The sequence below is a fragment of the Methanopyrus sp. SNP6 genome, from assembly GCF_002201895.1.
Taxonomy (GTDB): Archaea; JAADCQ01; Methanopyri; order Methanopyrales; family Methanopyraceae; genus Methanopyrus.
The window spans coordinates 170124-194893 of sequence record NZ_CP019436.1 but is presented as its reverse complement, the minus strand read 5'-3'; the positions used below and the strand labels follow the sequence as shown (position 1 = coordinate 194893).

29 protein-coding genes and 1 tRNA gene are annotated in these 24770 nt (G+C 58.0%); 20 read left to right on the top strand and 10 right to left on the bottom strand.

Annotated elements, in window-relative coordinates; all coding sequences use genetic code 11:
• Positions 1-60 precede the first annotated feature (60 nt).
• Positions 61-300, bottom strand: coding sequence for a hypothetical protein (locus tag BW921_RS01105; RefSeq protein WP_148688212.1), 240 nt, complete (start codon positions 298-300; stop codon positions 61-63).
• A gap of 489 nt (positions 301-789) precedes the next feature.
• Here BW921_RS01105 and BW921_RS01100 point away from each other — a divergent pair, with 489 nt between their 5' ends.
• Both BW921_RS01100 and BW921_RS01095 read left to right on the top strand, forming a co-directional pair.
• A complete protein-coding gene (locus tag BW921_RS01100) occupies positions 790-1884 on the top strand; it encodes a GMC family oxidoreductase (RefSeq protein WP_148688211.1) in 1095 nt (364 codons plus the stop codon).
• 23 nt (positions 1885-1907) lie between these two features.
• Positions 1908-2048, top strand: a complete 141-nt coding sequence (locus BW921_RS01095; RefSeq protein ID WP_148688210.1) for an FAD-binding protein — start codon at positions 1908-1910, stop codon at positions 2046-2048.
• 732 nt (positions 2049-2780) lie between these two features.
• On the opposite strand, the gene BW921_RS01090 is transcribed toward BW921_RS01095, so the two are convergent.
• Positions 2781-3317 (bottom strand): hypothetical protein, encoded by a 537-nt coding sequence (locus BW921_RS01090; RefSeq protein ID WP_148688209.1) that lies wholly within the window; start codon positions 3315-3317, stop codon positions 2781-2783.
• Positions 3314-4210, bottom strand: coding sequence for an AEC family transporter (locus BW921_RS01085; protein ID WP_148688208.1), 897 nt, complete (start codon positions 4208-4210; stop codon positions 3314-3316). Before BW921_RS01085 ends, BW921_RS01090 begins: the two co-directional genes overlap by 4 nt.
• Positions 4211-4227: 17 nt before the next feature.
• Between BW921_RS01085 and BW921_RS01080 the strand changes: the two genes are divergently transcribed.
• From BW921_RS01080 to BW921_RS01060, 5 genes are all read left to right on the top strand, one after another.
• Positions 4228-4887, top strand: a complete 660-nt coding sequence (locus tag BW921_RS01080; protein ID WP_148688207.1) for a hypothetical protein — start codon at positions 4228-4230, stop codon at positions 4885-4887.
• Positions 4862-5767: an AIR synthase-related protein gene (locus tag BW921_RS01075; protein WP_148688206.1), complete on the top strand. Its 906-nt coding sequence runs from the start codon at positions 4862-4864 to the stop codon at positions 5765-5767. Before BW921_RS01080 ends, BW921_RS01075 begins: the two co-directional genes overlap by 26 nt.
• Before the next feature lie 16 nt (positions 5768-5783).
• Positions 5784-6185, top strand: a complete 402-nt coding sequence (locus BW921_RS01070; protein ID WP_148688205.1) for an OsmC family protein — start codon at positions 5784-5786, stop codon at positions 6183-6185.
• 226 nt (positions 6186-6411) lie between these two features.
• Positions 6412-6849: a hypothetical protein gene (locus BW921_RS01065; protein WP_148688204.1), complete on the top strand. Its 438-nt coding sequence runs from the start codon at positions 6412-6414 to the stop codon at positions 6847-6849.
• Positions 6846-7373 carry a hypothetical protein gene (locus BW921_RS01060; RefSeq protein ID WP_148688203.1) on the top strand — a complete coding sequence of 176 codons (528 nt, stop codon included), beginning with the start codon at positions 6846-6848 and terminating at the stop codon, positions 7371-7373. The genes BW921_RS01065 and BW921_RS01060 overlap by 4 nt, the downstream gene beginning before the upstream one ends.
• A 39-nt stretch (positions 7374-7412) precedes the next feature.
• Here BW921_RS01060 and BW921_RS01055 read toward each other — a convergent pair whose 3' ends face one another.
• Together BW921_RS01055 and BW921_RS01050 are read right to left on the bottom strand one after the other, a co-directional pair.
• On the bottom strand, positions 7413-8426 hold the full coding sequence (locus BW921_RS01055; RefSeq protein WP_088334711.1) for a homoserine dehydrogenase: 1014 nt from the start codon (positions 8424-8426) through the stop codon (positions 7413-7415).
• Positions 8402-8917, bottom strand: a complete 516-nt coding sequence (locus tag BW921_RS01050; RefSeq protein WP_168168618.1) for an ACT domain-containing protein — start codon at positions 8915-8917, stop codon at positions 8402-8404. The genes BW921_RS01055 and BW921_RS01050 overlap by 25 nt, the downstream gene beginning before the upstream one ends.
• A 24-nt stretch (positions 8918-8941) precedes the next feature.
• Here BW921_RS01050 and BW921_RS01045 point away from each other — a divergent pair, with 24 nt between their 5' ends.
• Genes BW921_RS01045 through BW921_RS01035 form a run of 3 tightly spaced genes read left to right on the top strand, consistent with a single transcriptional unit; the run spans position 8942 to position 11164 of the window.
• Positions 8942-10204: a hypothetical protein gene (locus tag BW921_RS01045; RefSeq protein ID WP_168168617.1), complete on the top strand. Its 1263-nt coding sequence runs from the start codon at positions 8942-8944 to the stop codon at positions 10202-10204.
• Entirely contained in the window at positions 10170-10481 is a 312-nt protein-coding gene (locus BW921_RS01040) for a signal recognition particle protein Srp19 (RefSeq protein ID WP_148688200.1), read from the top strand. Before BW921_RS01045 ends, BW921_RS01040 begins: the two co-directional genes overlap by 35 nt.
• A complete protein-coding gene (locus BW921_RS01035; protein ID WP_168168616.1) occupies positions 10478-11164 on the top strand; it encodes a uroporphyrinogen-III synthase in 687 nt (228 codons plus the stop codon). The genes BW921_RS01040 and BW921_RS01035 overlap by 4 nt, the downstream gene beginning before the upstream one ends.
• 3 nt (positions 11165-11167) lie before the next feature.
• On the opposite strand, the gene BW921_RS01030 is transcribed toward BW921_RS01035, so the two are convergent.
• Positions 11168-12313 carry an NAD-binding protein gene (locus BW921_RS01030; protein WP_148688198.1) on the bottom strand — a complete coding sequence of 382 codons (1146 nt, stop codon included), beginning with the start codon at positions 12311-12313 and terminating at the stop codon, positions 11168-11170.
• Entirely contained in the window at positions 12310-13050 is a 741-nt protein-coding gene (cobA, locus tag BW921_RS01025; RefSeq protein ID WP_088334699.1) for a uroporphyrinogen-III C-methyltransferase, read from the bottom strand. Before cobA ends, BW921_RS01030 begins: the two co-directional genes overlap by 4 nt.
• A gap of 58 nt (positions 13051-13108) precedes the next feature.
• Here cobA and hypA point away from each other — a divergent pair, with 58 nt between their 5' ends.
• On the top strand, positions 13109-13537 hold the full coding sequence (gene hypA / locus BW921_RS01020; RefSeq protein ID WP_168168615.1) for a hydrogenase maturation nickel metallochaperone HypA: 429 nt from the start codon (positions 13109-13111) through the stop codon (positions 13535-13537).
• Positions 13524-14180 (top strand): hydrogenase nickel incorporation protein HypB, encoded by a 657-nt coding sequence (hypB, locus tag BW921_RS01015; protein ID WP_148688196.1) that lies wholly within the window; start codon positions 13524-13526, stop codon positions 14178-14180. The genes hypA and hypB overlap by 14 nt, the downstream gene beginning before the upstream one ends.
• Here the strand turns inward: hypB and BW921_RS01010 are convergent.
• Positions 14177-14581 (bottom strand): 30S ribosomal protein S8e, encoded by a 405-nt coding sequence (locus BW921_RS01010; RefSeq protein WP_088334693.1) that lies wholly within the window; start codon positions 14579-14581, stop codon positions 14177-14179. The two genes, hypB and BW921_RS01010, sit on opposite strands and share 4 nt — an antisense overlap.
• A 62-nt stretch (positions 14582-14643) precedes the next feature.
• On the opposite strand from BW921_RS01010, the gene hypE reads away from it, so the two are divergent.
• Positions 14644-15642, top strand: coding sequence for a hydrogenase expression/formation protein HypE (gene hypE / locus BW921_RS01005; protein ID WP_088334691.1), 999 nt, complete (start codon positions 14644-14646; stop codon positions 15640-15642).
• On the top strand, positions 15642-16391 hold the full coding sequence (locus BW921_RS01000) for a hypothetical protein (RefSeq protein WP_168168614.1): 750 nt from the start codon (positions 15642-15644) through the stop codon (positions 16389-16391). The genes hypE and BW921_RS01000 overlap by 1 nt, the downstream gene beginning before the upstream one ends.
• A gap of 57 nt (positions 16392-16448) precedes the next feature.
• Here BW921_RS01000 and BW921_RS00995 read toward each other — a convergent pair whose 3' ends face one another.
• Positions 16449-17141: a metal-dependent hydrolase gene (locus BW921_RS00995; protein ID WP_148688194.1), complete on the bottom strand. Its 693-nt coding sequence runs from the start codon at positions 17139-17141 to the stop codon at positions 16449-16451.
• Positions 17142-17331: 190 nt separating this feature from the next.
• Positions 17332-17409: transfer RNA gene (locus BW921_RS00990), tRNA-Tyr, on the bottom strand.
• A 136-nt stretch (positions 17410-17545) separates the two neighbouring features.
• On the opposite strand from BW921_RS00990, the gene BW921_RS00985 reads away from it, so the two are divergent.
• From BW921_RS00985 to BW921_RS00960, 6 genes are all read left to right on the top strand, one after another.
• Positions 17546-18790 (top strand): hypothetical protein, encoded by a 1245-nt coding sequence (locus BW921_RS00985; RefSeq protein WP_148688193.1) that lies wholly within the window; start codon positions 17546-17548, stop codon positions 18788-18790.
• Between the two features lie 30 nt (positions 18791-18820).
• Entirely contained in the window at positions 18821-19744 is a 924-nt protein-coding gene (moaA, locus tag BW921_RS00980; RefSeq protein WP_168168613.1) for a GTP 3',8-cyclase MoaA, read from the top strand.
• The gene (locus BW921_RS00975; RefSeq protein ID WP_148688191.1) at positions 19725-21077 is read left to right on the top strand and encodes an RsmB/NOP family class I SAM-dependent RNA methyltransferase; all 1353 of its coding nucleotides are present in this window, start codon (positions 19725-19727) and stop codon (positions 21075-21077) included. The genes moaA and BW921_RS00975 overlap by 20 nt, the downstream gene beginning before the upstream one ends.
• Before the next feature lie 14 nt (positions 21078-21091).
• Positions 21092-22342: a histidine--tRNA ligase gene (hisS, locus tag BW921_RS00970; RefSeq protein WP_168168612.1), complete on the top strand. Its 1251-nt coding sequence runs from the start codon at positions 21092-21094 to the stop codon at positions 22340-22342.
• Complete coding sequence (gene hisI / locus BW921_RS00965; RefSeq protein ID WP_210400476.1) at positions 22339-22764, top strand: phosphoribosyl-AMP cyclohydrolase; 426 nt, start codon at positions 22339-22341, stop codon at positions 22762-22764. Before hisS ends, hisI begins: the two co-directional genes overlap by 4 nt.
• A gap of 69 nt (positions 22765-22833) precedes the next feature.
• On the top strand, positions 22834-24735 hold the full coding sequence (locus BW921_RS00960; protein ID WP_148689279.1) for a PINc/VapC family ATPase: 1902 nt from the start codon (positions 22834-22836) through the stop codon (positions 24733-24735).
• The last annotated feature ends 35 nt before the right edge of the window (positions 24736-24770 follow it).

Genomic DNA, 24770 nt, shown 5'->3' with positions numbered 1-24770 from the left:
GGGGTTACCTCGGTAACTTCGAGAGCGGCTACTCCTAAGCGACCTTTCGGAACCCAGAGATCACAACCGGCAGATACTGCGCGGAGTGAGCACGTTTTCGGCGATCTTAACTGGGGTCCCGTAACAATGTCGGGCCAGCGTTCCTGACGAGCCATCCATCGACAGTGTCTTGGTGGCCTCACAGAGCTCTTCGAGACTCGTTTCGTACCTCGTCCAGAACTGTGGGAAGTCTGACCGCTCGCGCTCTCGGTAGACAGCGTTCGATACAGCTATCTCCACATCATCGCGGTGCGCCGTCAATACCTAACGAAACGGTAGCACCTTTAATTTAGCATGTCTTCTGAGAGATCACCCCATAATCTCCAGGGATCGACACACCGACACCTTCGCAATCCCTTCCGAACGTTCTACCGATGTGGAGTGCTGAAAAGCACCGTTATTGCGAGCAACTTGGCCGTCAGGGTAGGTTCTCCCGTGTTCGGAATACGCGCCATGTTCTCGAAGCTATACTCCTGACGACACTCGTGAGTGCAATTCGCCTCATTCATCCTCGCCGCATGCTGCTCGGCCAGTCTCGCCGAACCCGGACCCCATTTCAGCGGGAATAATCCCCTAAATCCGTTGATTTCCGAGCGAAACATCTCATCAACGCCTGCTGCAACGAGCGAGGCCGGCGATAACATGACAAGTGGGACCGAGGATACACGTACTTCCGAGTTGGTAACCCACCGTACCTGGGAAGGGAGCTACTAAAAAGGTACGTTTGACGTGTGACTGCCAGGGCTCGAGTTGAAGGTCTATATCGTGGGCGCAGGCCCTTCGGGATGTTGGGTAGCGCGGCGAGTTAATGAGATGGGATACGACGTTACCGTGATTACCCACCCCGAGAACAGACTGCAGTCGGAGCGCTTCGGGCATTATAGGGTTTACTACGGAGAGGGGCTCGGTGGCTCCGCCAGGTACTCGATGGGTAACTTCTGGTTTTGGGGCCCTGAGGGCCTCCGGAGGCCATTTGAGCGAGTTCTCCGCGACATGACGTGCGAGGTACGAAGAACACCTGACTCGGTCATGTCAAACCTCGATATTGAGTTCGAAGAGGCCGCTGAGGACGTCGGACTTGAACCAGAGCATATGCCTAAATCCGTTCATTTTGATCTGTGTGATGGGTGTGGAGAATGCTTAGAGTGTCCGAGAAATGCGAAGTGGGTTCCACAGGACGAGCTGCCTGAAGGAGTTAGCGTACTGAGAGACGAGTGCATTCGATTTGAGTTTTCTGGAGGTAAAGCGGCCGCTATCGTACTTAGATCCCAGACAGTAGAACTTGAAACCGACGACATTGTTGTATTGTGCGCGGGTTGTCCCGGCACACCCCGGCTCCTGGAGCGTAGCGGAATAGACGCAGACGGTCCGCTGTTCGTGGACGCTTACATCCACGTCGTGTCCGACCTGGAGGCGGAACCCGGCATTCAAATGCCAATAATCGTCGACATGGGTGAGTACATCTTGTCTCCACATCGAACTTCGGCTTATGAGGGCAAATACTCGATCATGGTGAAAATTGCGGACGAACTCTCGGGCGACGTCATCAGCGGGGAGAAACCAATCAGCGTCCGAGAGATAGAGCTTTTCGCTGAAGGGTGCGCGGTGGCGGGCGAAATCATCTCAAGGATGGGGGGTAGAGTACGCGCCGTCACGGAGCCTTCGGGCGCACATCCCGGTGGAACGTTGTCCGATAGAGTCGACAACAGGTACGCGCTGGAGGGATACGACAACGTTTACGTCGTGGATGCTAACGTATTGCCCGAGCCGTTGGGTAAACCCCCAGTCGGTGTTATCTTGGCGATGGCAGAGGACTTCTGCGACAAGCTGAGGAGGAGCGGCTGACGTCCTCAAGGGTAAGGCTTCCGATGGCTGTGAAGTCGTACGACATCATCGTAATCGGGGCCGGACCCGCCGGGCTCTCCGCCGCTATCCATGACGCTAGAGACGGGGTCGAGGACCTCGTCGTCGCGCAGGAGCTCGGTTGGTCAGCTCACCACGGCGCCTGAGGTCGGGAACTGCCCCGGGTTTCCCGCCCACACCGGGATACGAACCCGTCGATCGAATGTTGGCATACGCTGAAACCGTCGGAGTAGAGCCGGACGTCAAGTACACCAACAAGTACACTAACAGAATCTAGGGGATCGAGATAACGGACGATACCTCCCCGCGTCCTGGATGAGGAGTGCAGGGCTGTGGTGATTGCCACGGGAGCCAGGCCGAAGCAGTTAGGAGTTCCTAGAGAGCGAGAGTTCGAAGACTGGGGAGTCAGCTACTGTGCGATTTGCGACAACCCTATCTTTCAAAAACCGGACCGTCACGGCTGTTGGTGTGAGGTACCTACGCAGCGAACATGGGTCTCTTCCTCTTCGGAGATAGCCGAGCGTGTATAAATCCAGACGGTACGCTCGAGTGTAAGACTCCTGACTGAACGTATGCTCTTACGCCGCAACGCGGAGGTTGGTCGTAACTAAATTCGGCGGATCGTCGGGAACGAGCGCGTCGAGGGCATCGAGCTCTCCGATGGGAACATCTCCTACCCTGTGAGGGCGTCTTCATAGCGGCCGGTAAGGCGCCGAACTCGGAACCGTTTCGGTATCTCTTGGAAACCGACGATCACGGCCACATAGTCGTGGACAGTGAAATGCGCACATCCTGGAGGGAGTTTTCCGCCAGAGACGTTACGACGGTCTCGCATCGGAACTTGCCCTTTGCCGTGTACCATGGCAGCGTGGCCGGAATCAACGCCGCCGAGTACGCGTTGAAGTCTCGACGAGCTGCCACTCCGAGTACTCCGGGACGTCGAACTTCTTGCGCTTTAACTCCACGTACACCACATCCGGTCTGGTCTTCACGGTTACGAACGCCCTGAGTAAGTTGGACATAGTCGCCTCTTGAAATACGATCTTTCGGCCGTCCCTAATCTCAATCTCCGTCCTAATATGCCGGTGTCTCTCCGGGACGCCGACCTTAGCCCGCACGACGTCGTAGTTGGAGAATGCCTGTTCGTAGATCGGTTTTAACATTTCGGTCACGTCGATGCCGTCGATCATCACCTTACCCACTCTACGCTTACTGCGGTAAAGTCGGAAAAGGACGTCGAACGCTGTGATCGCGTGAAGGATGTCTCGCCTACATCCGCCGATCTCAAACCGTAGCACCTCCGGCTCTTCCGAGGCTATGTCTCGTAGGATGTTGTCGAGGTACTCTTCATAGGACGACCATTCAGAGGTTTCGCAGCGATGCACGTCCCGATAACACACGGTTGGGACTTTCACGCTCCACCACCACCCGATATCAGGTAGATCACCGTCGGAACCGTCGCTAGCGATATCACGGTAGTCGAGAACACCAGGGCGGCGGTTACGTGCAGTCTCAGTCCCAAGAGCTCTGCCAGTACCAAGTTCATCAGGGCCGGAGGCATTGCGGCTTCTAGAACGGCCACTTTACCGTCCAACCCCGATGGGGCGATTGCCACCGCCACTACCGGTGATGTACACAACTTAACGACCCAGACGGTCGGTATCACATTGATGACGGATTTGGGGAGATCCCACCGAAGTGAGGCTCCGAGTGAGACCATGATGACCGGCACTACGGAGCGTCCCAGCAACTGCAGAGTCGAGCGGATGGTATCGGGCAGGTGAAGTCCGAGGGCCGTCCAACATATCCCAGCGACGGCGGCATGGGCGGGCGGAAAGCGTAGGCTCATCTTCAATGGGTTTTCGCGGCGGGAAGACAGCATCAGGTAGGCCGCTATCACCGACAAGGTCGTCCCGAAGTCGTAGAAAACCGCCGCTTCGAGGCCCGGTTCCCCGAATGTGGAGAGGCATATGGGGTACCCAAAAAACCCGGTGTTTCCCAAACCCGAGGCTAGGGCAGCGGCTATCGCATCGCGCCGATCGCGCGCCGTATTACGAGCGATCGCGAAACCGATGAAGGCACACGTGACCGACAGCAACATCGAGATAACCACGAGCTTGAGATGTTGGAGTAGCCCCTGGATCGGGGCCCTCAACATCGCGGAGAACACTAACGCCGGCATGGCCAAATAAACCACGTACGCGTTGAGGTGAGAGGGTGTATCTTCGGAGAAGATCCCAACCTTACGTAACGTGTATCCAATGAACACTAGTCCGAGTACCTCGGGGAACACTTCCAGTCCTCCCACGTGCGGGGGACCCCCTCTTGGACGTTCTGGACGAGTTATACCTGCGGTTCCGTGAGGCCGTCGAAGTAGCTGGATATTCGGAGATACCCTCCCAATTCTTACAGCACTGGGTCGCGCGCACTTTGGAGGATGCGTTGGAGGTGGTGGGAGACTTATGCCCTGGTGACGTGATGCTGGAGGTAGGAGTCGGATCGGAAGTCGGAACCTTTCAAGACAGACCCAGAAGGATCGACATCCTCGTTCGTGACCGGGTGATAATCGAAACGAAGAGACCGGGTGAGCTAAACAGCGGAGGGAGGCTCGAGGAAGCCCGTGATCAGCTGCTCAGGTACTTCGCCTACCTCGTCAGAGAACGGGATGTGAGACCGGAGGACGTTCTCGCGGTCCTCACAGATGGGGAAATCGTTGTCTATTACGAGGTCGAGAAGGAAGAGCTCGTCCAGGAAGGTCCCAGAAAGCTCGACAGAAGCGAGTTCAGGAGGATGATCAAAACCATACTTCGTAGGGTGGGAGAGGATCCCAGCCCGCTAGAGTTCAGCCGAACGTCGGTCGAATTGAACCATGCGGCGATGGTTCAGTGGATCGAAACGTGGAAGGAGGTCCGAGAGCTCCTAGAGAGGGTCGAGAAGGAGCTTACGGGGGACGGGCGGGGTGGCCCGAGGGACCTCCTCCTATAAAGATTTGCGTCGGCACGTGCTCAGGTACACCGTGGACGACGTCAAGGTGGTAAGGTTACTCCCGGAGTTCGGTCGAGCGGAAGTCGGTCTAGCCGACTACGACGATGCGGCCGTGGTGATGGTGGATGGGAAGCTCGTAGTCAGCTCTGACGGTCCATATGCGTTCCGGTTGGTAAGGAAGTCGGCCCTTGTCCACGCCTCAACGGACGTGCTAGTGGCCGGAGGGGAGCCACGATTCGCTGTCGACACCATCATCGCACCCACGGAGAAGGGAGCGCTGGAGGCCGCGAAATGGATAGGACGACAAGCGCGTGCGCTGGGTATCGAGATACTCGGCGGCAACACGATGATCGAGGACGACGTCGAAGAGCCGAAAGTATCGATGACAGTGATGGGGCCGCTCGTAGCTCCCGAGCCGATCACGGACTGCGGGGCCGAGTCCGGGGATTCGGTCCTGCTCGTGGGTGAGCCTATCCATGGGAGTTTCCAGGAGAGGATGGAAAGAGCACGCCGTCTGTTCGACGCATTCCCAGAGTTGGCCCGTAGGGGGCTGGTGAAAGCGGCAAAAGACGTGACTAAAGGAGGTCTTGTAGCTATGGCGGCCCTCGTCTGCGCTAAGTCCGGTGTTGGAATGGATTTGAACTCGGTTCCCTACTCATCCATCACTCGGAACTGGGATAACGTCCTCGCCGTCGTATCCCAGGATGACGTCGAGGAAGTCCTCGATGTGTGCGCCGAGCGTGGGTGTCCTGTGACGGTGCTCGGCGAGGTAATCGAAGAACCCATCCTTCGAATCGCCGGTCGAACACTCGTCGACAGTGAGCTCATAGCGAAGATCGAGGATCATCTCAAAACATTTAAAAATTTCAAAGAATCTTAAACTCTCGGGATACGAGATGCCGGACGTCATCGCCGAGTTCCTGGGTGACGGTGAGTGCGCCGTTGAATTCGAAGAGGAGAGGATGGAGCTCGTTAGCAGCAAGGTGGCGGAGCCTGAACACGTCACCCCGTACCACCTCTTTCTGGCCGGTATTCTCTCTTGTGTGACGATGAACGCGGGCCGCGCGTTGGAGAAAGCCGGAATCGACGCCGAGGTGACGGCGGAGGCGACCGGGAAGAAGGACTGGGACCGCCTGGCGGTGACGATAGAGATCACGATTAGGGTGAAACTGAAGGATGACACCGACTCCGACGAAGTTCGAAAGATTGTAGAGAAGGGCGCCGACCGGTGTATCCTGAGCCGTACCTTGGGCTCAGCCATCGTCAGTAAAGAAGTGGTCGTAGAGCGGGAGAACTAACGCGCTCATCCCAACTCTTCGTTCCCTCCACCCGCATATCACGGTTGGATTGCGTTTCACAGATGGTACAGATGTGGTGTCCTCGATGTGTGTTTAGTTCGAGCTCGATCGGACCCGCAGTCGCACGCGAGTGTAGCAGTCGGCTCACGAGCGATGACGTGGGACCCTGTTACTGCTCGGGGAGAAAAGCTAACGTCCTTCCAAACTCCGAACACGTGGGGTCCCGATGATCCACACCACCCTGTGGATAACGTTAGCGGGGCTCTGTCTCGTCCTCGCCGGCATCGCACTGATTTCTGCGATAGTCGTGGAAGGAACCATCGAAGCCACTACTTGGTTCACGATCGCCGACCTAGCGGTTTGCGCGGCGGCCATCTACGTCGGGATTACTGGCCACCAGTTCTCCTCTCTGCTCCCAACTGTGGGTCTAGTCGTTGCTACCTTGATGGCCGTAGCACACGTCATTTACACGTGGATCATTGGTATTCTCAGGCTGGTGACGGGGCGAGAGTCCAAGAGCGTCGGAGAGAGACCGGACACGCTCCGTGCGTTCCTCACGCGCGTGCTGGAAAAGCTCGGTTATAAAGGGAAGGTCGATCCAGGAGACCGCGAGGCCGCTAGAAGGGTACTCGAAACGTGTCGAAGATGGGGGTGGGACAGATGATGACGGTAGCGACCGCCGGGGCTGCATCCATCTATTTGGGGGGCAAGCTCGCTCCCGGTAAAGAAGCCTGGAAGTCCGAAGGAAGGCCGCTCGTCGAGCTGGGTGCCGTACTGTACGCAACCTGTCTCCGCCTGTCCGATAGCCCGATCCCAGAAAACGTCGCGTTAGTGGCGTTTCGTGGTTTAGAACATGTCCACGTTTACAAGCGAGAGATAGGTCTGAACGTCCCCGGATTCGCCCAGGCGGTGAAGAAGTCCGTCGAACGTCCTGATGAGGCATTCGTAGAAGCTCTGAAGAGCATGTCCCAAACGTTGCGTTATCGCGTAGATTCCCTGCTTAACCACGACCAGAAGCTGGTCGAGAGGTTTTCCAGGGACATCCTTAGGACTATGGAGGGATCCCTAGGTAGCTCCCCCACCATAGCCGAAATACTAGACGTCATCGACGAACACGTGGAGGAGGACGAAGGATGGATTACTTGGGATCCAGTTAGAGCGTTGCTCGAGATCTTGGGGTGGCGATGATTGGTTTGAGATCACGAATTAGAATTCTTCGGACCGGAACTAGCCAACGTTCTCGGCAATGGAGAGGACATCACTCATGACGGCGCTAGCGGTTTCTAAGGGACCGGCGCCCCGACCCGACACGTAAATGTCCCCAGCTACGTCGGTCTCGAGTCTCACGACGTTCATGACGCCCCTCACCTTGGCCACAGGGTCGGACTTCGGCACCAGACACGGACGTACCGAGAGCTCGCCGTCGCTGTCCGCTCGACCGATTAATTTGATCCTGTAGCCACGCTCCTCCGCGATCCGAATGGCCTCAGGTGTGACGTCCTCGATACCCGTAACGTCAACGTCCTTGATGGTGCAGTCTAGTCCCAAGATGGCGTTCGCGAGGATGACGACCTTACAGGCGGTATCCCACCCTTCAATGTCCATACTCGGATCCGCTTCGGCTATCCCACGAGATTGCGCCTCGGCGATGGCATCCTTCAGAGATATACCCTCTTCTTCCATCCTGGTGAGGATATAGTTGACAGTGCCATTGAGTACACCCTCTATCGAACGTATGTCCACACTCTTCAGCGTCTCACGTACGAGGTTGAACACAGGCATGGCACCGCCAGCCGTAGCCTCGTAACGCACGACGACGCCGGCTTCTTCGGCCGCCTCCATGATTTCCCCGTAAGCCACTGCCAGTGGTCCTTTGTTCGCAGTTACCACGTGCCTACCCAACTCTATGGCTTTCATGATGTGTGATAGACCGGGTTCGCCCGTTTCTATATCGGTGGGCGTGAGCTCCACGAGAACGTCGAACTCCACTTCCTCCATGACCTGCAACGCATCGCCGCTCTCACCGACCTCCGCCACGGTACCCAGTTCCCGCTTAGCCTTCAGCACTTCGGCCGGGTTAAGGTCGTTCTTCACCCAGACGCCTCGAGAATCCGCGACTCCTACCACGCGAACGTCGATGCCGAACTCCCGGGCGTACGCGTCCCGCTTCTTGGCCAGAAGTCGCATTAGTCCCAGTCCAACAGCCCCGAGGCCGATCACGAAGAGGCGCGCCTGGCGCACCGTATCACCTCCACCGGGAAGATGGCTACGAGATCCTTCTCTTCAGCGATCTTCTCGATGGTCTGGACGGCTTTCCTCAGCGCCTCCTCGTCCTCGTAGATGAGCGTGAATCCCGCGGACGACTCCCGCTCCGGATCCGGCATCTCCAAGTCGACGTCCACGACGCGGGCGCCTTGTATAGCGTTCACCCGGTCGATCGTGTCCTTAATGTCCGTGTCTACGATGTGCCCTATCAGCACGACGTCCGTCTCGTGCCCCGGCCCCCTACCGAACCGCAGGATCTTGACACCCTCTAACTCACTGATGCTCCGCGAATACTCACGGGCGACGTCTTCCGTGGCTTCGAACACTATGTGCACCCGGGCGCGGTCACCATCTCGCGAATGGGATATACTGATCACGTTACCACCGATTTTCGACAACGGTTCGAGGACTTTTACGAGCTGTCCGGGCTTATCCGGCAACACTACGTCTAACTCGAACCGTTTCATTCCGAATCCCCCGGGGTGGTCCGCGTGCTTCGGTCCTTCTCCATTCTGGCCTTTATCATGGTGCTGGGAGGGGCGGCGCATGCAATCAGTGTACAGGAGCACACGTGGAAACTCATCGCGATCAACATCAAAACGACTGAAGGAGTGATTAAGGCCAAGTTCTCGAAACCCCAAACTGTGCACTTCCTCGTTCCCGAACCCGACTACGGTCAGGTCGACTTCGGTAGAGACGTAGATGGGGACGGAGTACCGGATCACACGTGGTGCGGGGAGCTCGCATCCCTAACCTTGTACAACGTAGCCGTAGCCAAAGGTTGGTGGAAGCCCACCGCAGGCAATGAGTTGACCCCGGAGGACCTCGAGAAGCGCGAGGAATGGTTCGCCAAGACCACGAACATTCCGGTCGAGGACCCCCAATACGACGCCCCCACTGCCTCTACGGATCCACCGTGGTTCCCAGCGCTGATCTCGCTGGCGGCGGACTCCGAGCATCCTAACGCCATCGGAGTGGTACTCTACGCACCGTTAGTCACGGTATCGAGGTGGTTCGTCGTCGTGCCGCCTATGATGCACGCCGTCGTGGTCATGGGTGCGACGAGCAACGGACGCTACTTAGTCGTGAAAGATTGCTCCGCAATTCAGGGACCGGATTACGACTGGAAGCACGACTACTATCTGGTGCCTGCTTACTCACTGGAGCTGAACATATCGCGGGCTATCCAGGACGCCTTTAACCCGCTGGAGCAGTACTCTTCAACTATACCCGTGCTGTTCTTCCCGGTCCCAACCGACGGAAAGTTGCCACCCGGGCTCGACGAGTTCTTCCAGGGGGAGAGAACCGTCGACGTCGGTGGTGGGCTGAAGGTGCGATTCTACGTGTTCCTGGCGTCCACGTTATCCGACGTGTTAGAAATATGTCGACACCTGGCTGAAGCCGGAGTTCCGGTTATGTGTATAGTGAAAGAACCGTTCGCATGGCTAGCTTACCGAGGGCAAGTACTGGAAGTACCGCTGGTGGGTACCCACGTACTTCGAATACTTTCCGTTCCGATCACCGCGGTCGTCGCACAACCGACTAATTCTAACGGAGCCGAGGCCCAGAACCAGTCCGTTAAAGTCTCGAACACCCAGGAAGGGATTGAACCTAAAGAGAACGAGTCCGAGGCGAACAACCAGGCGTCCACAACGTCCTCAAAACGAAGGAAGATACCCTTGATACCGATCGTGCCAGCTCTCCCGAGGGGGACGAACCGTGGCCGAGACTCCGACTGTCAGGTTGAAGGGTAAAGACAGGATCGTAGTGTGGCCGGCATACTTCGACGCCGACAGGTCGAGGTCCGAAGGACGTAAAGTCCCGAAACGGTTAGCCGTTAAGAATCCTCGGCTCACCGAGCTCCGTCGCATCGCGGAGAAGCTAGGCCTGAACCCAGAGGTCCAGCGCGATAAGCGGTACCCGAAGCGGTGGTGGGACGACAAGGGGAGGTTGATCGTGGATAAGGTGGAATCGAAGAGGAAAACTCTCCTCATGATCGCCGAGAAGCTGAGGGAGCGGAGGAAGAGTTGAGGGCTCTGGTCGTTAGAGCACCGGGTCTCGAGAGTGAAACGGTTCGAGCCTTCAGAAAGGTCGGCCTAGACGCTGAAGTCGTGTGTCCCGTCGAGCTTGTACCGCTGGACCGTCCTAAGATAAGTGTCAGGTTACTATCCAAGTACGACGCGGTAGCTTTCACCAGCCCGCGCACCATCGAGTTTCTCTCCGAAGAAGAGGTTGAAGAACTGCAACGCTCAGATGTCGATATAGCCGCTGTCGGTCCCAGAACGCGCGAGGCGCTCGAACGAGCTGGACTGCGTGTAGACGTAATGCCTACCGAATATACGACCGGAAAGTTGGCCGAAGAACTCCGTCAATACGATGCCGTGTTGGCGCTCCGTTCTAGACGGAGAACGGAGGACCTCAGAAGGACACTTGAGTCCTGCGGGGTTAAGGTCGAGGAGTTTGAGGTATACGACCTCAAACCCAAACGCGTTGAGGTGAACCCGAGGGAGTTCGACGTGGTATGTTTCCTGAGCGCGTTCACCGCGCGGTGTTTCCTCGAGAGCGTGGATCCTGCCGAAATTCCGGAGCCGGTTGTGAGTATAGGTCCGGTCACCACCGAGGAGCTCCGAAGAGTCGGCTTGAAGGTCGTGGAGGCCGAAGAACGCACCGTGGAAGCCGTAGCGAAGACGGCGCTCTTGGTGAACGAGGAGTGAGTTTCACGCCTCCACTTCGAACACCTCCTTAAGAACCTCTCCGTGAGTCATGTCGACGCCGATCAGGAAACCGAGCCTCCGGAGGGCTTCCACGATCTTTTCCTTGTCCTCTTCCCGCCGGACTATGATACGGTGAGAATGAACGTCGTCCGACATCCTATGAAGCCTCTCCAGGGCCTCTCTAGTCTCCGAGTCTTCGTGCATTTCCAGGCGCCGTTTCACGTCGCTCTCATCCTCTACCCAGAGGTCCTTCACCAACGGCTCCGGTAACGGAGGGATGTGGTACCGAACGTCGACGACTATCCCGCCATGTCTTATGATCTCCCGGAACTCTCGGAAGGTATCTTCCAACGGATGACTCACAGTCACCAGGAACGACAGGGGGTCCATCAACCTGTTGGCTATGACTATCCCGGCCGCCTCGTATACCCTCACCACCTCATCGGCCCCGGCACGTTGCAGGGTCCTCGCACCGGTTTTGGACCGAGCTGCTGCCACTATCCACGCGTCGGGGTTGAGGTCGCGAACCAGCACACAGGCGAAGACGTTAGTTTCGTCTGAATCGGTGACTAGTGCCACGGCCTGCGCACGTTCCACCCCGGCCTTCAGTAGCGTCTCCTCCGAAGTCACGTCGCCTTGCACCGCCAGGTGGCCGTCACGGAAGGCCCGATCGCACTTTTCCGAGTCTTTGTCCACAACCACGACCTCGAACCCGTGCTTCCCTAAGTTGCGGGCTATTTCACGACCCTTCTTGCCGTACCCGCACACCACCACGTGATCGCGCATGCGCTCTATCCGTGCCATCGCGTCGCTCTCTTTGATACGCAACAGAACGTCTCCCCGCAGAAGTGCGGCGAATATTCTCGAAATGATGTGAATGAGCGCCCCAAGACCCACGGCCAGGAGGCCTATCGTGAAGATCTCACCAGCGGGTGTCGTGGGAGGATTGGCGCACCCGACCCCTGTCAAGATAAGGACCGTGGTGTAGAACGCGTCAACCGGCGACCGTCCTTCGAGTATCCAGTACCCGAGAGTACCCATGCATAGGAGCGCCGCTACGTACGCGATCGCGTACTTCACGGTCGGTACGCTGATCGCATCGCATAGTAAATGCCAAAGGTACCTGAACGTTCGAACCTTCGCCTTCAACGCGTCTCCCTACCCAGTATCTCCTTCCACCACTCTACGACCTCTCCCACCACGACAACGGCGGGGGGACGGGCTTTCATCCTACCTTCAGCTGCATCCTCCAGCGTCCCTACCTTGACACGCTCTTGCTCGGTGGTCCCTCGCTCCAGTATAGCGACGGACTCGTTCCCCCGCCTTTCCAGGATCTCTCGGGCTATTTCCCGAAGACGTCGGGCCCCCATCAGCACCACCAGGGTGTCCGCGGCCTCGGCCAAAGCGCCGAAATCGACGCGGTTTTCGGGTTTCGAAGGATCCTCGTGTCCCGTGGCGACGACGAAGCTTGAAGCACACTTTCGATGAGTGAGAGGGAGTCCCAGGGACGTCGGTACGCCGATGGCCGAGGTTACCCCAGGCACGACCTCGACATCCATTCCGTGTTTCAATGCCACCTCTATCTCCTCCGCCCCACGACCGAATATCAACGGATCTCCGCTCTTCACGCGAACAACGGTCTTTCCCTTGGTCCCCTCCCGAACTATGAGCTCGTTGATCTCCTCCTGTGTCCACCCTTCGCCCCCAGGTTTCTTCCCTACGTCTATGATTTCGGCGTCCTCCGACGCATGTTCCTCGATTATCTCATCCGGTACCAGCCGGTCCTTGAGTATCACATCACCTCTCGAGATGGCCCGAGCCGCCTTAAAGGTGAGCAGCTCCGGATCTCCGGGTCCAGCTCCTACGAGCACGAGCTTACCGGCCACTCCTCATCCCCCAGACCACGGACATGATCGTGCTTTAAGTTCCGAGGGTGAGGTCATCTTGCACGAGCTGAGCGTGGCTCAGTCAGTACTCGAAACCGTGTTGGACGTCGCGCGAAAGCGAGGTGCCGAAAGGGTGCTCTCGGTTCGACTCCGGATAGGCGAGTTCACGCTACTGAATCCGGAGCAACTGCGGTTCTGCCTGGAAGTGCTCGCGGAAGGAACGCCCGTAGAGGGGGCAAAGTTCGAGATCGAGATCGAACGTGGGTACTTCAAGTGTGTGGAATGCGGGCACAAATGGCGCCCGGAGGACGAAAGTCTAAAGGATCCTTCGCTGCATACCGCGTTCGGTACGTCCGAGTTAACCGAACTGCTGGACCTTAAATGCCCGAAATGTGGCTCCCGAGCGGTGGAGCTGGACGGTGGGGATGCTTGCTCGATCGAGTCCGTACGGCTTGAGGTGCCGGGTGAGCAGCATGCACAAGGTTGAAGTCGACGTCTCCGAAGATCTGCTCGAAGTCAACCGTAATTTGGCCCGCGAGGTTCGGGAAACACTGGACGAGCATAACGTCCGGGCAGTGGAGGTGCTTGGATCTATCGGTTCCGGAAAGACCTCGCTCATCGAGTGGATCGTGAAGGAGTACGGGGACGAGTACTCCTTCGCAGTTATCGCAGGAGACGTGGTGAGCGAGTACGACGAGAGCAGGTTCAAGGACCTAGGGGTACCGACGGTAGGTCTCAACACGGGTCGTGAGTGTCACCTCGATGCTCATATGGTACAACACGGTTTAGAACATCTCGAGGAACTGACGGACCTGGACGAGGTGGACGTGTTGTTCATAGAAAACGTGGGAAACCTCGTGTGCCCAGCCGATTTCCCCATTGGCGCCCACCTGCGCGTTATCGTAGTCTCGGCAACGGAGGGTGAGGACGTCATCGGTAAGCATCCGATGATGATCCGGAGGGGTGACGTGTTGGTCGTTAATAAGATCGATCTGGCTGATGCCTGCGGTGTCTCTCCGGAGACAATGGTCAGTACGGCTAAGGAGATAAATCCGGACCTCGAGGTATACCTCACGAGCATCAAGACGGGAGAAGGGATGGCGGAACTCGCCGAGAGACTGCTCCCTTAACCTTCTTTCTCCTCTTCCTCCTTGATGAGGACAGCGTTAACAACGGGTTCCTGACCTGGTCGATTCGTGACTTTCGCGAGCCCGATCTCAGTCCTAATGATCGCTCCCTTAGTGATCACCCCGTGACGCTCGTAGTACTGGGACGCTGGGTTCTCGACGACTTCCTCGATCCTCACGCACTTCACCTCACCCGTTTCCGGGTCGGCTACGTTGGCGTGCGTCGCGAACTTGAGACCCTTCTTGACGTTGCCACCCATGCCGCGTCGCTCCTTGAGTTTCCTCTCTTCCCCTACCAGCGTCTCCGTGGGAGGATTACCCATTTCGAACTTCCGCTTCTTCCGGTGTGGCCGAATCCTTCCTCCGGTCGGCTTACGTAGTGAGCGTCCGTGCCATACGCCCAAACTGAACCCCCCAGGTCGGCCGATCTACCCGGCCGTAAAAAGCTGGCGGGGGAAACACTGGCTTGAGTAAAGTACGCCGCGAACACGGAGCCGGCGGGGAACTCATGGAGTCCCTGATCAAGGAGGAGCTGCTGCCTAACCTGACGATGCGTGGCGAAGGGTCGGTTACGCTGGATGACCTCGACGATGGAGCGACGTTCCCTTCCGTCGACGGTGAGATGGTGATGACAACCGATGCGCATATCGTGGACCCACCGTTTTTCCCCGGGGGAGATGTGGGTAAGCTCGCGGCCGCGGGTACGGCCAACGATCTCGCCGTTATGGGTGCGAAGCCCGTAGCCTTCGCGTGCTCCATCGTCGTGCGCGAGGGGTTCCCTATCGATGACTTGAAGCTCGTATACCGTTCGATCGACGAGGTACTGAGCGAGTTGGACGCTCATCTGATCACCGGCGACACTAAGGTCGGAAACACTGGTGGCGTCGATATCGTCGTCACCATGACCGGTGTGGGTGAGATCGTCGAGCTTGTCCGAGACCGTGGTCTCAGGCCCGGTGATAAGATCATTGTCACGGGTACGGTGGGAGACCACGGGATGGCGATTCTGGCGGCTCAGCAGGGATTGGAGACTGATCTCGAGTCCGACGTGGCCCCGGTATGGGAAGCCGTCAACGCAGCGCTCGAAGTCGGTGGTGTCACTTCGATGAAGGATCCCACCCGGGGAGGCCTCGCCGGGGCACTGAACGAGATGGCGGAGAAGTCGGGTGTACGGATCGTGATCGAGGAGGAGCGGATTCCAATTCGGGAGGAGGTCCGAGTGCTTTCGGAGATGCTGGGTGTCAACCCCCTGGAAGTGGCGAACGAGGGCAAAGTCGTTATGGGAGTCCGTCCGGATACTGTCGATGACGTGCTCGACGCGATCCGCTCTACCGAGGTCGGCAAAAACGCCGAGGTGATAGGAATCGTGGAAGAGGGCACACCGCGCGTCGAGATGGAAACCGAAGTCGGTGGTCGGAGAATAGTGGAAAAGCCCGTTGGAGACCCGGTACCACGGGTGTGCTGATGTTGCGCGTGAGCCCGTCAGAAGGAGCTCGGAGAGTTTGGCGAGCGATCAAGACCGAACTATCGGAGCATGGGCCCGAACTCGGCAAGTTGGAGGAAGAGCTGAGCGCGGCCGTACCGGAGGACGCCGAGATAAAAGAGATCCGGGCGTACGGTTACAGGCGATCCGTAGGGATCTTCCGTCGTATCGACAGGTTGTGGATACTGATCCGAGGGGACGAAAGTGTGGCAAAAGACATGGAGCGGAACCTTATAGATAGAATCGTGAAGGACATCGAGGACCCGAAGATCCGCCACAAGCTCAATTGGGCACTAAGAGGGGCCCTGCGTGTGACCACCATAGACGACGTTCGACCGGAGCCCGAGGTGATCCGCAGAATAACGAAGTTGTGTGTTCTCTGTGGATCGGCTTCGGTGACTCTGCTCGGAATAGAAGCGCTCGCGTATCCTGAGCGTGTCGTGAAACTCCTTCCTCCAGCCATCGCGGTTTCAGGGGCAGCCGGATGCCTACTGCCATGGCGTGTAGGCCTCCTGGGACTGGCCGACGACGCGCTCGATCGCCCGAAGAGGGTCTCGGTACCCGTGGCAGTTTCTCTGGCCCTCCTCGTTCTGGCGGGTTTGGTGTCATCGTTACTCCTACCGTACCTCGGTATCGGGTTCCTGGGCGTGGTGATCGCAGCGTGTGTGATGGGGTTCGTGGCGGCGCGGTTCGTCGAGATGATCAACCGTGAAATCGTGAAAGTAGAATGAGGGAGGTCGGGCCCGACGGCGGTCCTCACCACTCGGTCGGAAAGGTGCTCGTCATCCCTACCTTTCGTACGACTCTCCAGGCTCCAGGATCACGACTTCCACGTCCAGTCCGAGTTCCTTCACCTCCCGTTTGAATTCCTCAGGATCCTGATCGATCGGTGGGAAGGTCCCGTAGTGCATCGGTATCGCCACCTCCGGCTCGATCAGTTCCACGGCTTTAGCAGCCTCCTTGGGTCCCATGGTGAACCTGCTGCCTATCGGTAGCAGCGCCACCTCTGGCTCGTAGAGCTCACCGATGAGCTTCATGTCCATGGACAGACCGGTATCGCCCGCGTGATAAACGGATCCCTCCTCACCGGACACTACGTAACCCACTGGGGTGCCGCCGGCGACTATCTCACCGTCTTCTACGATCTCCGAGGAGTGCCACGCTGGTACCTGGATGATCCTCAGTCCCTCTACCTCGATGGTGCCGCCGATGTTCATCTCCTCCACGTTCTCGACGCCCTGTCCCTTGGCGTACACGGCGATCTCGTAGATTCCGACCAACGTAGCCCCAGTGCGCTTGCAGATCTCGACGGCGTCGCCCAGATGATCGCCGTGACCGTGAGTCACGAGGACGAGGTCCGGATCCACCTCGTCCGGCGACTTGGCCGCCTTCGGATTCCCGCTTAAGAACGGGTCGATGAGCACGTTGACTCCGTCGATTTCCACTTCGAACGCCGCATGACCCAACCACGTTACCCTCATGACTTACCCCCCGCTACGAGTCGTCTCAAACACCTTCCTAAAAACTCAGCGAAAGTGGTCGAACTCGCCCCCACCGTAGTACCGCATGTCGTCATGGACTTTGGTACCTGAGTTGTGGTATTGTGGATAGACATCGAATTCTCCGTCCCACGACCTGGGCTCGTTATGGATTTCATAACGATTCCTGGCTTGGTCCGGCCGCCGGGATTTGAACCCGGGACCACGGGATCTACAGTCCCGCGCTCTAGCCAGACTGAGCTGCGGCCGGACCCCCATCCTCCGTGCCGGGACACTGACCGATAATATAAATAACTATCGCCTCAATCAAGCCGCTCGGGGGTGTTTAACTGAAGGGTAAGAGCCGCAAAGAGGAACGTTCGGACGAGGAGCGGAAGGACGATACGGTGAGGAGTGAATCCAGGGAGAAGAAGGAGAGAGAGGAGAGAAAGAAGGAGAAGAAGAAAGAGGAGAAGCTAACCGAAAGAGTCCAGCGACTGGTCCGGGAGTTCCCACAGCGTATACGCGAGCTGGGTCCAGTCAAAGGGGGGTTGGTCGCACTGGCACTAGTGATCGCGGCGGGTCAGGCGACCGGTCACCTGTACTTGACCTTCTCTCCGTCGGAGCCCAGCTATCCGGTGAAGAACGGCGACACAGTTTGGGGAGGACACAAGATAATGTCTGCGTATTCCCTGCCGTGGTACAGCGTGTGGGCGCACCCGTTCATCGCCTGCAAGGCGATCGAGGAGTACGGTGCTGTCGCAAGTCTGTCGGCAGTGTTCTTCGGCGTAGTCCCATCGCCGGCAGAACGGTGGGTGCGCGGGGATTACAAGGTAGAACACGGATGGATCGTAGCTGACTACCAGGGACCTGGTGTCGTCCTGATAAGGGGCAGCCATCTGTACGTGAAGAAACCGGGCTTGGTAGTCTGGGGACGGAAGGTCCCGAAGGTCGTGGCCGTGAAGGTCGGGAGCGACGAGATCGAGGTCGAGGGCAAACGCATGACGTTCGAGGAGGCGGCCAAGAAGTACGGTTGGGAGAAACTGAAATACTTGAAGAAAGCTGACATCGGGGAGCGCGCGGCGCTGGTTTACGAGCTGAAGTTCACGGACGGCCGCCGACCGATGGATGAGAACGAGGTCAAGAAGGTGTTCGGTGAGGCGGCGTACCGACGGATGGTAGAGATGGCCGACTATTCCGCTGTGGTCGTGTGGATTGGCAAGTACCGGAAGAAGTTGATCGGACACGCCGAGACAACGATGGAGGGTGTCGGCCACCTAGACGATCTCAGGGTGGTCAACGCCGCGAGGATGTGCCGAGGATGGAACGGAGTGATCGTACCACCACATTCCTGGACGCACGGGAGGCGCCAGTACTTCGACGTGTTCGAGGTCCCAGGGTACGAGAAAGCCGCACACGGATGCTGTCCACCGGCCCGAGCGCTCAGGGACGCATGCTTGGATGCAGGACTCCCGAAACCTAAGGGAATCGACATGGGCGTGCACCCAATGGAGTACGGTTTTCATCCTACTGAAGGGGTAGTAGTCTACAACACGAAGCCGTATCCGATACTTATCGAAATAGGTTTCAAGGGGAAGCCGAAGATCGGCGGGATCATATTCTGCAACATATACGCCCTCTTACCCGCTTAACCGCATTATTTTTCTGTGGGGTCCCCTCGCTTGCGCGACGCGCTAGGTCGTGAGGTTCGAAGCGTTAGGATATCCGTAACGATGCGATGCAACATGGCCTGCGTGTACTGCCACAGGGAAGGGGAACAGCCTGGGAGATCCGAACTGAGCGCCGCCGAATGGTGCCGACTGCTCCGAGCCTGTGCTGAAATCGGCATTAGGAAGGTCAAGATCACAGGTGGCGAACCGTTGCTTCGAGAAGACCTGGTCGAAATAATCGAAAACGCCAAGGGGTTCGAGGAAACTTCCCTTGTCACGAACGGTGTACTGCTCGCGAGGTACTCGGGTGACCTAGCTGAGGCCGGACTGGACCGCGTGAACGTGAGTCTCGACACGGTAAATCGGAAACTGTACCGTAAGCTCACCCGGTCTCGTTTCTCTCCTGACTACGTCATCAGAGGGATAGAAGCGGCAGTGTCTGAGGGATTGACCCCAGTTAAGGTAAACGTCGTACTGGTCTCGGATACCGTGAAGACGCTGCCGACGCTCGTGGAGGAGCTGTCCGACTTAGAGGGTCTGAAGCTGCAGTTGATCGAGCCGATGGGTTCGATACCAGGATTTAAGCCCGCACGTGCCGAAGACGGTCTGAAAGCGCTCGGTGAGTATGAACCGGAGCTGGAGCGAGTTCGCACGTTCCATAACCGCGAGATATACCGGCTTAACAACGGTATGTCCGTCGAAGTCGTCAAACCCATGGACGGGGTCATGTGCGAAGCCTGCACTCGTATCCGTTTAACCCACGATGGAAAGTACAAGGGGTGCCTGATGGCACCTCCCAAGTCGCTTCCTCGGAACGACTTCGAAGAACTCGTTCGCACGCTGAAGGGATACGTTCGAACCCGGAACGACACGTTCGAACTGCATCAGGGAGCGTCGGTGACGGGGATGATGCACGGTGACGTCCCGGAACGCTAAGACCTACGAAGAGGCTATGGAAATAGTGCTCCGTACGTTGGTGAAAGCGGAGAGGGTTAAACCCACGCAGTACGCCAGACGCCTGGTAATGAAGGAGGTGAATCCCTCTCGAGAGGCCAGATCCGTGTCCGCCGGGATGCTGTACAGTGTGTTACAGAAACGTGGACTCTTGGACGAGGTGATAGAGGACGTCCTGGAGATCACGGATGACGTGACCGAGCTCGACACGTGGGTAAGGAACGCGGCACGGATCGCCGTGAACGAGGTCGTGTTCGAAGACGGCGACCCCGAGGAGGTAGCCGACGTACTACACGGGCTGGTCCGGAAGCTAGCTAATCCCGGGGCAGCGGCGATCGTGAAAGCGTTCACGCTGGATTTAATGGACTACGAACCTCCCGAGCCGGAGGATGAACTCGACAGGTTGAAGTGGGAATACTACCATCCGCGATGGTTGATCGAGCGATGGATGGAGATGTTCGGCAACCACGACGAGGTGATCGCCCTATTGGAAGCCAACAACCGGAGGCCGCCGCTGACCATCCGCGTGAACACCCTCAAGGTGGACCCCAAAGAGCTGGCGGATCGGTTACAGAAGAAGTATCGGGTGACGGTCGAGCCGGGACGCTTCTTGGATGAGATACTGAAGATCCCTGAAGGACTCCCCATCGGAGAGATGCCGGAATGGGAAGAAGGTCTTTTCGTGATCCAGGACGAGGCCGCGGCGCTCGCATCGGCGGTTCTCAATCCGAAGCCCGGGGAGGTAATCGTCGACCTTTGTGCGGCTCCGGGCGGTAAGACCACTCACATGGCGCAGCTGATGGGAGGAGAGGGTAAGGTCGTGGCGATCGACGTGGATGAGGTTCGGATGGAACGTCTTCGGGAGATCGCAGAACGGATGGGTGTCCTAGACTGCATTGAAACACACTTGATGGACGGACGTGAAGCGCCAGAGAAGCTGGGTCGTGAGTTCGCCGATGCCGTATTAGTCGACCCACCTTGCTCCGCCGACGGTACTATTCCAAAGAATCCCGAGCGTCGGTGGAGGATCACCTCGGATGAGCTGGAACGACTGCCTAAGTTCCAGTACGAGCTCCTGAAAGCGGGCGCCGAAATGGTCAAACCCGGAGGTCGACTTCTTTATTCCACCTGCTCAATGTTCCCCGAGGAGAACGAAGAGGTAGTCCGGAGGTTCTTGGACGAGCACCCAGAGTTCGAGCTGCTGGAAGTCGAGGTCGGTGACCCAGGATTCGACATGCCCGAAGCGTGCCGACTGTTCCCGCATCGATATGAGACCTGTGGATTCTTCATAGCACTCATGGGACGGACCGGCTGATGGGGGTTACGCTGATGAAGGTAGAGCGACCCAAAGGAACCCGCGACTTCACTCCGGAGGAGATGAGGGCACGCAGGTGGCTGGAGCGGTACCTGCTGGACGTGTTCCGTTCTTACGGGTACGAGGAAATCCTCACCCCTACTTTCGAGCACGCGAAGCTATTCGAGGAGAAATCAGGTGAGGAGATACTGGAGGAGATGTACGTGTTCGAAGACAAGAAGGGGAGGAAGCTGGCGCTCAGGCCGGAGATGACGGCGCCCGTCGTCCGGTTTTACAATACGGAACTGAAGACGCGACCTCACCCTCTCAAGTTGGCGTACATCGTGAACTGTTTCCGGTACGAGCAGCCGCAGCGTGGACGTTGGCGTGAGTTCTGGCAGGCCGGCGTGGAGATACTCGGCTCGGACCGCCCGGAGGCGGACGTCGAGGTGATCGAGCTGACCTACCGCATCTTCGACGGTATCCTGCCTTCCGGTACCTTCGAAGTCCGCCTGGGACACTTGGGAATACTCCGGGGATTGCTCGAGGAGTACGGGATAGGTGAAGACGTACAGAACAAGGTCGCGCACCTCGTCGACAAGGGCGAACTGGATGAAGTGAGGACGTTGCTACCGGCCGAACCGGCCGAGACGGTCCTAGCGGTAGTAACGGCACGATCGGAGTCCGAGGTAGAGGAGACCGTTAGTGGGAAAGAACGCGCCGAGCGGGCCTTGGAGAACCTCATGGAAATCTCGGACGCGCTCCGGGAAGCTGGGGTCGACCACGAACTCGATTTCTCCGTCGCGAGAGGATTGGATTACTACACCGGTATGGTGTTCGAGATACATGTGCCGGAGCTCGGTGGAGGATCCCAATGCGCCGGTGGCGGCCGCTACGACGACTTGGTAAAGGAGCTCGGAGGACCCGATGTTCCGGCCGTCGGCATGGCCATAGGTTTCGACAGGCTCCTCCTCGCAGCCGAGCTGTACGATCGAATTCCGAACGGAGTGGAGGAAACTCGAGCCCTATTGATACCACTCGTGAGGTCGGGCAAGATCTGGGAGATAGCCGCGAAGCTGCGCGAGCTCGGGTGGGTAGTGAACGTGGAGGTTTCAGGAAAGCACATACGCAAGGCGCTATCACTGGCGGACTCACTCGAGTACAACTACGCCGTGATCGTAGGGGAGCGGGAACTGAAGGAAGGATACGTGTCGGTGAAGAACCTGAGAACAGGGGTTCAGGAGGAGGTTCCGCTGGATAAACTCGAGAGGGCGGCTGAAGTATGAATCACGTACCACTGGATCCCGAGACCGCGCGGAAGGTCACGTCCTCCCTGAACTACCGGATCGAGATCGGCGGGGAGCCATTGGTGATCGCGATCACCCAGGACGCCGAGAATGGCGATGTGTTGATGACGGCGTTCGCGAACGAGGAGGCGGTATACCGGACGCTCACGACAGGTTACGCTCACTACTGGAGCACGAGTCGGCGCGAAGTATGGAAGAAAGGGGAAGAGTCGGGTCACGTGCAACGAGTAGTCGAAGTCCGCGTGGACTGTGACAAAGACGCAGTCCTGTACGTGGTAGAGCAGGAAGGTGGGGCTTGCCACACCGGTTATAGGTCCTGTTTCTACCGACGCGTTACTCGGGATGGATCGTTCGAGGTCGTGATGGATAGAGTTTTCAGCCCGGACGAGGTGTACCGTTAATATATTGATGAGGTGCTTACGGGAGAGGACGAAGTCGGTGAACGCTACACGTGGGAAGGTGTGGGATCCATGGATGTAGAGATCGAGACGGAGTACATCGTTCCGGACACCAGCGTGGTGATCGACGGTAGGATATCCCGCCTCGCCGAGGAAGGTTACCTCGAGGGCAAGATCGTGGTCATCCCACGTGCTGTTCTCTCGGAACTGGAGTACCAGGCCAACCGCGGTAGGGAGACGGGATTCGCTGGACTTCAAGAACTGCAGGAGCTCCAGCGACTCGCCGAGGAGGGAATCATCGAGATCGAGTTCGCGGGCGAACGGCCGGGTCTCGAGGAGATCAGGCTCGCACGGAGCGGTGAGATCGATGCCATGATCCGTGAGGTGGCGAGGGAGTACAACGCGACGCTCATCACCAGCGACAAGGTCCAGGCGGAGGTAGCGAAAGCCGAGGGCCTCGAGGTAGTGTATTTCGAGCCCATAACCCGTGCGGGTGAGACCGAGATCGAGCGGATGATGCCTGAGAACGCGATGTCACTCCACCTAAAGGAGAACGTGCCCCCGAAGGCGAAGGTGGGACGACCCGGAGAGTGGAAGCTGATAGAGCTCCGCCCGGAGCCGTGTACTCGTGAGGAGATGGAGAAATGGGCTAGAGAGGTCATCGAGAAGGCGTATACGGACGAGGAAAGCTTCGTGGAGATCGACCGAAGTGGAGCGACCGTGGTGCAGCTACGCGACCTCCGGATCTCGATAGCTCGACCTCCGTTCTCTGAAGGATGGGAGATCACTGCCGTCCGGCCGGTCGTCAAGGTGAGTCTCGACGACTACGACCTATCCGAGAAGTTGAAGGAACGACTAAGAGAGCGTGCTGAGGGTATCCTGGTGGCCGGTCCGCCAGGGTCCGGTAAGTCGACGTTCTGCGCGGCGCTTGCCGAGTTCTACGCCGAACAGGGCAAGATCGTCAAGACTATGGAGAGCCCGCGTGATCTGCAGGTCGGTGACGAAATAACCCAGTACGCACCACTGGACGGCGACATGGAGAAGACCGCGGACATACTTCTCCTGGTACGTCCGGACTACACAATCTACGACGAGGTCCGGAAGACTAAGGACTTCGAGGTCTTCGCGGACATGAGGCTAGCCGGCGTCGGGATGGTTGGAGTGGTTCACGCCACCAGACCCATCGACGCGATCCAGCGGCTCATAGGTAGGGTGGAGTTGGGTGTCATCCCGCAGATCGTGGACACGGTCATCTTCATCGAAGACGGTGAGATCAAGAAGGTGTACGACGTGTCACTGACCGTGAAGGTCCCCACCGGGATGACGGAGGAGGACCTAGCGCGTCCCGTTGTGGAGATTCGGGACTTCGAGACTGGAGAGCTAGAGTACGAGATCTATACCTACGGAGAGGAAGTCTTCGTCGTCCCCGTTAAGGGAGAGGAAGAGCAGGAGACGGCATCAGAACGACTCGCGGCCGAAGTCGTGGAACGGGAAGTTCGCCGCTTCATAGGCGGCCGTGCCCCGGTGGACGTCGAGGTGAAGGGCTCACAGGCCACGGTCTACGTCCCAGAGCACATGGTTCCTATGGTGATAGGCAAGAAAGGCAGGAATGTCGAGCAAATCGAGCACCGCACGGGGCTGAAGATAACCGTTAAGCCGCTGGAGGAGCGGCGAGGTGAACGATCGCAGCCGACTGGTTCTCCGGTTCCCGAAGGGAAGGGAGAGGTAATCGAGGTGGAGTCAGGAGAGCGGTTCCCCATGCGCGTCGTCGACGACGGCGAATACATCAGGCTGCAGCTGGGGGGCAGGTTCTCAGGACGTCCTGTGAAGGTGTTCGTGGGAGACGAGTACGTGTTTACGGCCACGGTGGGCTCTAGCGGTGAAGTCAGGGTGAACAAGGATACATCGGTCGGACAGCGGCTGGAGGAGGCCCTCCACAAGGGGATGAAGGTCCGGGCCCAGACTGTACCGTAAACTTTATTCAGACAACGGTTTTATGCCGCCTGGAA